Source organism: Klebsiella sp. 28 (assembly GCF_018223905.1).
Lineage (GTDB): Bacteria > Pseudomonadota > Gammaproteobacteria > Enterobacterales > Enterobacteriaceae > Klebsiella > Klebsiella pneumoniae.
Genome location: NZ_JAGRQY010000174.1, coordinates 1 through 6,736, shown reverse-complemented (window position 1 = coordinate 6,736; position 6,736 = coordinate 1). Strand labels below are relative to the sequence as shown.

The following is a 6,736-nucleotide window of genomic DNA, read 5'->3' as shown; positions in this document are numbered from 1 at the left end:
TTATATGTCCCGCAGGTCGGGATCATCAACCCCAGCGAAATGTCGCCGACCAACTCCATCGAGGCCGCCATCTGGGTGGCGCTCGGCGGGCGCGGCACCCTGATTGGCCCGGTGCTTGGCGCCGGATTGGTCAACGGTGCGAAAAGCATTTTCACCGTGGCGATGCCAGAGTACTGGCAGCTGTTTCTCGGCCTCATCTTCATCATTGTGACCCTGTTTTTACCCCGCGGGGTGATGGGCCTGCTGCGTCGAGGAGACCGCTAATGCAACCGGATGAAGGACTATTTACCCGCCAGCTGCCCGGCGATCGCTTTCGCGAACAAACCGATCCGGTGCTGCAGCTGGAGAACATCAACGTCAGCTTTGACGGTTTCCGGGCGCTGACGGATCTGTCGCTGGCGATAGGCGTCGGCGAACTGCGCTGTGTGATCGGCCCCAACGGGGCGGGCAAGACCACCCTGATGGACGTGATCACCGGCAAGACCCGGCCGCAAAGCGGCAAAGCGCTCTATGACCAGTCGGTGGATCTGACCACTCTTGACCCGGTGGCCATCGCCCGCCAGGGCATCGGGCGCAAGTTTCAGAAGCCGACGGTCTTCGAAGCGCTGACGGTGGCGGAAAATCTCGCCCTGGCGATGAAGGGGGATAAATCGGTGTGGGCCAGCCTGCGCGCCCGGATGAGCAGCGAACAGGACGATCGGCTGAATGAGGTGCTGCGCTTGCTGCGTCTTGACGGCGAGCGCTACCGCCAGGCCGGTCTGCTGTCCCATGGTCAGAAACAGTTTCTTGAGATCGGCATGCTGCTGGTGCAGGAGCCGCATCTGCTGCTGCTTGATGAGCCGGCGGCCGGCATGACCGATGCGGAAACGGAGTATACGGCGGAGCTGTTTCGTACCCTGGCTGGACAGCACTCCCTGATGGTGGTGGAGCACGACATGGGATTTGTCGAGACCATCGCCGACCGGGTGACGGTCCTGCATCAGGGCCAGGTGCTGGCGGAGGGATCGCTGCGGGAGGTACAGGCCAATGAGCAGGTCATTGAAGTTTATCTGGGACGTTAAGGAGCGCCAATGTTACAGGTGAGACAGCTACATCAATACTACGGCGGCAGCCATATTTTGCGTGGGGTGGATTTTTCCGCCCGCCAGGGCGAAGTCACCTGCCTGCTGGGGCGCAATGGCGTCGGTAAGACCACGCTGCTGAAATGCCTGATGGGGCTGATCCCGGCGCGCAGCGGTGAGGTACGCTGGCAGGATCAGAACATCACCCATCGCAAACCGCACCAGCGGGTGCAGGCCGGGGTCGCCTACGTCCCCCAGGGGCGCGAGATATTTCCGCGCCTGACGGTGGAAGAAAACCTGCTGATGGGGCTGTCGCGCTTTCCCGCCCGCGAAGCGCAGCAGGTGCCGGAGGAGATCTACCAGCTTTTCCCGGTGCTCAGGACCATGAAGCAGCGGCGAGGCGGTGACTTATCCGGCGGCCAGCAGCAGCAGCTGGCGATTGGCCGCGCGCTGGCCAGCCGCCCACAGCTGCTGATCCTTGATGAACCCACCGAGGGGATCCAGCCCTCGGTCATCAAAGAGATTGGCGAGGTGATCCGCCAGCTGGCGAGCCGCGGAGACATGGCGATCCTGCTGGTGGAGCAGTTCTATGACTTTGCCGCCGGGCTGGCGGACCACTACCTGGTGATGTCGCGCGGCGCCATCGTCCAGCAAGGCAAGGGGGGTGATATGGAGAGCGACGGCGTGCGCGCCATGGTGACCATCTGACCAGGCCGGCGGCGGTCGCGCCGCCGGTTTGCGGCCTATTTGCGCAGCAGCCGCTGCAGGCGCGCCTGGCGCCAGTTTTTAATCCATTCGCCGAACACGAACAGGCGTAATCCTCTCACCACCAGCAGGGCGCCCCAGATCAGGGCGACCCAGCCGGACCAGTAGTACTGTGGATTAGTGAAGCGGTTAAGCACCGCCAGCAGCACGCAAACCACCAGCGCCACCGACAGCGAACGGAAAAAGCGGCTCTCCTGATGCACCCGCGCTTTGGCTTCCTCTATGCGCAAATCCAGTGAGGCTTCCTGGCCCGGCGCGTCTTCCCGCCGGGCTTCGCCGCCGATCTCGGCCACCGTCACCTCAAAGACCGCGGCGAGGGCGCTGAGGGTCTCCAGCCCCGGGCGTTCGCCATTCTCAATGCGCTGGATCGTGCGGACGCTGAGACCCGCCATTTCGGCCAGCTGCTCCTGGGACCAGGCGCGCTGCAGCCGTAATTGTTTGACCTGATTGTTGCTGTTCATATTCGTATGCTCCATAACGTTCTGCGGATGTAAACCTGTGATGGAGTATGGTGAACCGGGCCGCCAGCCACCACGACAGCGACCCGACAACGGCCCGACAGCAACCTGACAGCCGCATGCCAGCTGGCGTCAGGCGTTGGCCAGCGGAGAATCCGGTTGCCAGGGGCGGGCATTGATCCCGCGGAAAATCATCAGCCAGGCGGCGACAATCGCCACGATAAGAATGACAAAAAGCGACCAGTGCGGCAGATGGGTGAGGATCAACCCCGTCAGCATCGGGTTGAATGCCGCCCCCAGCCACCCCAGCGACTGGGCGGAGAAGTAGCTGGCCTTCATCCCCGGCGGGGCAATATGGTCAATCAGCATATACTCCCCGGGGGCATAAATCACTTCCCCGAGGGTGAAGATCGCCGCCGAGATCCCCCACGCCCACAGGCTGGCGCCAGAGAACATAAAGCCCACAAGGCCGATCACAAAGCAGACGGTGCCGAAGGTCATCAGCGGGCGGATATTTCTCGCGCTCAGCCGCCGGCCAACCGCGTACTGCAGAGCAACCACCACCGCGGCGTTGACCGGCAGCACCACGGCCACCACTTTCTCGGCGAAATCGCTGCTGGCGACCACCAGCACATACTGCGAGAGACAGGAGGCGAAGGCGCCGCCGACGAAGGAGGCCAGCAGCCCGGAGCAGGTAAACCACAGCAGCGCCCGGTCGCGCAGCAACACCGAAGGCGACCAGGGCGCGGCGCCCGGCTGGGCCGCGGCGGCGCCATCCCGCTGAAGAAACAGCTGAATAAACACCAGCGGAAAGGCGGCGCAGGCGGCCGCCAGCCAGAACGGCAAATTGATACTGTGCATTACCAGCAGGGTGCCGATGGGCGGCCCAACGGTCCAGCCGATGTTGAGGATGGTGTAGTTCAGCGAGAAGATGCGCGCTTTTTTCTCTGCCGTCAGCCGGTCGGCGAACCAGGCTTTCAGGACGGTGGAAAAGACCGAGTAGGCGCAGTTGATCAGCGCAAAGAAGATCACCACCAGGGGGGCGTTATTGACCAGCGGTATTGCGCTGAAGCCGAGAATAAATACCAGCACTGACCACACCATATAGCGCTTTTTATCGAACCTGTCAGCGAGGATGCCAAAACCCATGCTGAACAACACCCCAACCACCAGCGCCAGCGACAGGGCATAGCCAATCACATCCACCTCCAGCTGAAAGCGTCGGGTGAGATAGATGGTCATAAACGGCAGTGTGGCCCCGCGGCCGATAGTCAACAGTAACGACGATGTCAGCAGCGCGATGGTGGAGCGCCGGAGAGTGGTGATCATAATTTCCTTGCCTGTCATGTTGTTATAATTTTATGTCTTCGATCACAAATAACACGGCCATTACGCCTTGTACAGGTCATCGCGGTCGACGGGCGCACTTCCGGGCCTGCCAAAAATAATGATCTATCCCGGCGGCCGCTTTTTCGCTACTTTGATTTTGTTCACAAAAATTCCAATAACGACAGAGGCAGGGGTATGACGAGGAAAGATGGACTACTGGCGCTGCTGGTAGTGGTGGTGTGGGGGCTTAACTTTGTGGTGATTAAGCTGGGGTTGCACAATATGCCGCCGCTGATGCTGGCGGGGCTGCGCTTTATGCTGGTCGCCTTCCCGGCGCTGCTGTTTGTCGCCCGGCCAGCTATTCCGCTGCGCCTGCTGCTGGGCTATGGCCTGACCATAAGTTTCGGTCAGTTCGCCTTTCTGTTCTGCGCTATCGGCCTGGGTATGCCGGCCGGGCTGGCCTCCCTTGTGCTGCAGGCGCAAGCCTTCTTCACCATCATCCTTGGCGCCTTCGTCTTTGGCGAACGTCTGCAGGGCAAGCAGCTGGCGGGGATCGCCCTGGCGATCTTTGGCGTGCTGGTGCTGGTGGAGGGCAGCCTTGGCGGGGAGCATGTGCCGCTGGTGGGCTTTATGCTGACCCTCGCGGCGGCGCTCAGCTGGGCCTGCGGCAATATTTTCAACAAGAAAATCATGTCCCAGGCGAGCCGGCCGCCAATCATGTCGCTGGTGGTCTGGAGCGCGCTGATCCCGGTGCTGCCGTTTATGCTGGCCTCATTGTTGATCGATGGCCCGCAGACCATGCTGGCGAGTCTGCAACACATCGATCTGCTGACGATACTGTCGCTGCTTTATCTGGCGTTTATCGCCACTATCGTCGGCTATGGCATCTGGGGATCGCTGCTGGGGCGGTATGAAACCTGGCGGGTGGCGCCGCTGTCGCTGCTGGTGCCGGTGGTGGGAATGGCCAGCGCTGCGCTGCTGCTCGGGGAGACGCTGAGCGGACTGCAGCTCACCGGGGCGGTGCTGATTATGGCCGGGCTCTACATTAATGTCTTTGGCTTACGTTTGGTGCGGCCTGGCATGGCGCGCGGATAAAAAAAAGCCCCGGAGACGGGGCTATACACAATTATGCGTGTAATGGCATCACAGGTCGTGCTGCTGGTAGTACGGCACGCCAAGTTCGTCAGATTTATCATTACCAGCCGCCATATGATTGAAATCAAACGGCGAATCATTATGTTCTGAAGGGATAATCATTGTATCACGCTGGTTTTGACGCACCGGCGTGGTGTTTTGCTCCGCATAGCTGAGGCTGGAGGCCAGCGACAAGAGTACGATAGCTGCGGCAGCGAATAGTTTCATGATTTCCTCAATACGTCTTTTATAGTGCAGGCGATTAACATCAGTTATTTAGCGGATGTAGATAGCGGGATTCGCCAGGTACATTCGTTATGCGATACTTATGGGGCGGAACATCGAAATAGTTCTTGAACGTTCGCGTCAGGGTCTGCTGCGACTCGAAACCATAGCGTTCCGCCAGGTACAGGATTGGCTCATTACTCTGCTTGAGCTTCTGCGCAATCTCCGTCAGCTTGCGGCTGCGGATGTACTGGCCGAGGGAATGGCCGGTCTCTTTCTTAAACATACGTTGCAGGTGCCACTTAGAGTAACCGGAGCGCTCAGACACTTTTTCCAGCGACAGGGGCGATTCCAGGTTATCCTCGATCCACGACAAAATACTATGGATAGTGATGGCGTCATTATTACGTCTGGACATCATCTTACCTCTTCTTATTTTTACGGCAGGACCTTCTTGAGCAGTTGCTCAAGCATGGCGACTTCGTCCGCCGACAGATTTTTCGTTAACTCCTGGTGTAACTTCTGACCCACAACCTGATGACACTGCTCGCAAAGGGCTGCGCCGTCCGGCGTCAACTGCACCAGCACGCCGCGCTTGTCAGCGGGGTTGGGTAACCGTTCAATCCAGCCTTTGCACGCCAGGCGGTCGAGCATGCGCGTCATCGCGCCCGGGTCGACGGAAAGCACGGTTTTCAGCTCAACGGGGGTAATACATACTTCGCAACGAATGGAGCAGAGCACGCGAAACTGGGTCGCGGTAATATCCATAGGTGAGAGGTAGTCATTGAGCAGGCGATCTTTTTTCTGGTTAACCATCTGGATCAAGCGACCCAGCGGGATCATTTCATTAAACAGGTCGCTGGTACTTTTCATAATGGTTGCCCAGGCAAGTAATTAGTTGCAAGTGATACTATTGCCCAGGCAATCATAAGTCAACATTATGAATTGGCCGATGCCACGATTTGCTAAAATGGAAAAGTACGATGTGGGTCACTCTTTATGATTTTTCTAACGCTTGTTATTTTTTTGCAGAAGTGATTTATCAGCAGGCTGGCGTCAAATTTGTTGAAGCCGATATACTCACGGAATGAAACCATTCTTAAAAAATGAATATTAACGGGACTTTAATTAACTATGTTCGATTTGTTTAAAGCAATAGGGCTTGGCCTGGCGGTGCTTTTACCGCTGGCGAATCCACTCACAACCGTGGCGCTGTTCCTTGGCCTGGCCGGTAATATGAACAACGCCGAGCGTAATAAACAGGCGTTAATGGCATCGGTGTATGTCTTCGCCATCCTGATGGTGTCGTGGTATGCCGGTCAGGTGGTGATGAATACATTCGGCATATCAATACCTGGGCTGCGTATCGCCGGCGGATTGATTGTGGCCTTTATCGGTTTCCGCATGCTGTTTCCCCAGCAAAAAGCCCACGATTCGATGGAAGCGAAGATCAAATCGGAAGAACTGCAGGATGAACCGACCGCCAATATCGCCTTTGTGCCGCTGGCGATGCCAAGCACCGCCGGTCCGGGCACCATCGCGATGATTATTAGCTCCGCCTCGACCGTTAAGCACGGCGTGGACTTCCCGGAGTGGGTGGTGCTGGCGGCGCCGCCGATCATCTTTTTGCTGTTAGGGGTGATTCTGTGGGCTTGTCTGCGTAGTTCCGGCGCGATTATGCGTCTGGTTGGCAAAGGCGGCATCGAGGCCATCTCGCGACTGATGGGCTTTCTGCTGGTCTGCATGGGCGTGCAGTTTATTATT

10 protein-coding genes and 1 pseudogene are annotated in these 6,736 nt (G+C 58.4%); 6 read left to right on the top strand and 5 right to left on the bottom strand.

The genetic code is table 11. The features are described from left to right. From KHQ28_RS24415 to urtE, 3 genes and pseudogenes are all read left to right on the top strand, one after another. A pseudogene (locus KHQ28_RS24415) lies at positions 1–264 on the top strand (urea ABC transporter permease subunit UrtC); the annotation flags it as partial. Further along, positions 264–1,061, top strand: a complete 798-nt coding sequence (urtD, locus tag KHQ28_RS24410) for an urea ABC transporter ATP-binding protein UrtD (RefSeq protein ID WP_004190223.1) — start codon at positions 264–266, stop codon at positions 1,059–1,061. The pseudogene KHQ28_RS24415 and the gene urtD, both read left to right, overlap by 1 nt. A gap of 9 nt (positions 1,062–1,070) precedes the next feature. Then, positions 1,071–1,769, top strand: coding sequence for an urea ABC transporter ATP-binding subunit UrtE (urtE, locus tag KHQ28_RS24405; protein ID WP_032418998.1), 699 nt, complete (start codon positions 1,071–1,073; stop codon positions 1,767–1,769). Between the two features lie 35 nt (positions 1,770–1,804). Here the strand turns inward: urtE and KHQ28_RS24400 are convergent, their stop codons facing one another. Both KHQ28_RS24400 and ydeE read right to left on the bottom strand, forming a co-directional pair. Then, on the bottom strand, positions 1,805–2,287 hold the full coding sequence (locus tag KHQ28_RS24400) for a helix-turn-helix domain-containing protein (RefSeq protein WP_002904389.1): 483 nt from the start codon (positions 2,285–2,287) through the stop codon (positions 1,805–1,807). Between the two features lie 129 nt (positions 2,288–2,416). Beyond that, positions 2,417–3,613 (bottom strand): efflux MFS transporter YdeE, encoded by a 1,197-nt coding sequence (gene ydeE / locus KHQ28_RS24395; protein WP_032418997.1) that lies wholly within the window; start codon positions 3,611–3,613, stop codon positions 2,417–2,419. A 195-nt stretch (positions 3,614–3,808) separates the two neighbouring features. On the opposite strand from ydeE, the gene eamA reads away from it, so the two are divergent. Beyond that, positions 3,809–4,708 (top strand): O-acetylserine/cysteine exporter, encoded by a 900-nt coding sequence (gene eamA / locus KHQ28_RS24390; protein ID WP_004143566.1) that lies wholly within the window; start codon positions 3,809–3,811, stop codon positions 4,706–4,708. A gap of 48 nt (positions 4,709–4,756) precedes the next feature. On the opposite strand, the gene marB is transcribed toward eamA, so the two are convergent. From marB to marR, 3 genes are read right to left on the bottom strand one after another with little or no spacing between them, the layout of a single operon-like run. After that, on the bottom strand, positions 4,757–4,975 hold the full coding sequence (marB, locus tag KHQ28_RS24385) for a multiple antibiotic resistance protein MarB (RefSeq protein WP_002904394.1): 219 nt from the start codon (positions 4,973–4,975) through the stop codon (positions 4,757–4,759). A gap of 40 nt (positions 4,976–5,015) precedes the next feature. Next, a complete protein-coding gene (marA, locus tag KHQ28_RS24380) occupies positions 5,016–5,390 on the bottom strand; it encodes an MDR efflux pump AcrAB transcriptional activator MarA (RefSeq protein WP_002904397.1) in 375 nt (124 codons plus the stop codon). A gap of 20 nt (positions 5,391–5,410) precedes the next feature. Beyond that, a complete protein-coding gene (marR, locus tag KHQ28_RS24375) occupies positions 5,411–5,845 on the bottom strand; it encodes a multiple antibiotic resistance transcriptional regulator MarR (RefSeq protein WP_004143563.1) in 435 nt (144 codons plus the stop codon). A gap of 89 nt (positions 5,846–5,934) precedes the next feature. On the opposite strand from marR, the gene KHQ28_RS24370 reads away from it, so the two are divergent. Next, positions 5,935–6,063, top strand: a complete 129-nt coding sequence (locus KHQ28_RS24370; protein WP_004217987.1) for a hypothetical protein — start codon at positions 5,935–5,937, stop codon at positions 6,061–6,063. A 43-nt stretch (positions 6,064–6,106) separates the two neighbouring features. After that, positions 6,107–6,736: MarC family NAAT transporter (locus KHQ28_RS24365; RefSeq protein ID WP_211777707.1), on the top strand; the 630-nt coding region annotated here is incomplete at its 3' end.

Coding starts and splice junctions, on each gene's coding strand:
- eamA (WP_004143566.1), top strand. CDS start 3,809: ATGACGAGGAAAGATGGACTACTGGCGCTGCTGGTAGTGGTGGTGTGG.
- marA (WP_002904397.1), bottom strand. CDS start 5,390: ATGTCCAGACGTAATAATGACGCCATCACTATCCATAGTATTTTGTCG.
- ydeE (WP_032418997.1), bottom strand. CDS start 3,613: ATGATCACCACTCTCCGGCGCTCCACCATCGCGCTGCTGACATCGTCG.
- KHQ28_RS24400 (WP_002904389.1), bottom strand. CDS start 2,287: ATGAACAGCAACAATCAGGTCAAACAATTACGGCTGCAGCGCGCCTGG.
- marB (WP_002904394.1), bottom strand. CDS start 4,975: ATGAAACTATTCGCTGCCGCAGCTATCGTACTCTTGTCGCTGGCCTCC.
- urtD (WP_004190223.1), top strand. CDS start 264: ATGCAACCGGATGAAGGACTATTTACCCGCCAGCTGCCCGGCGATCGC.
- marR (WP_004143563.1), bottom strand. CDS start 5,845: ATGAAAAGTACCAGCGACCTGTTTAATGAAATGATCCCGCTGGGTCGC.
- urtE (WP_032418998.1), top strand. CDS start 1,071: ATGTTACAGGTGAGACAGCTACATCAATACTACGGCGGCAGCCATATT.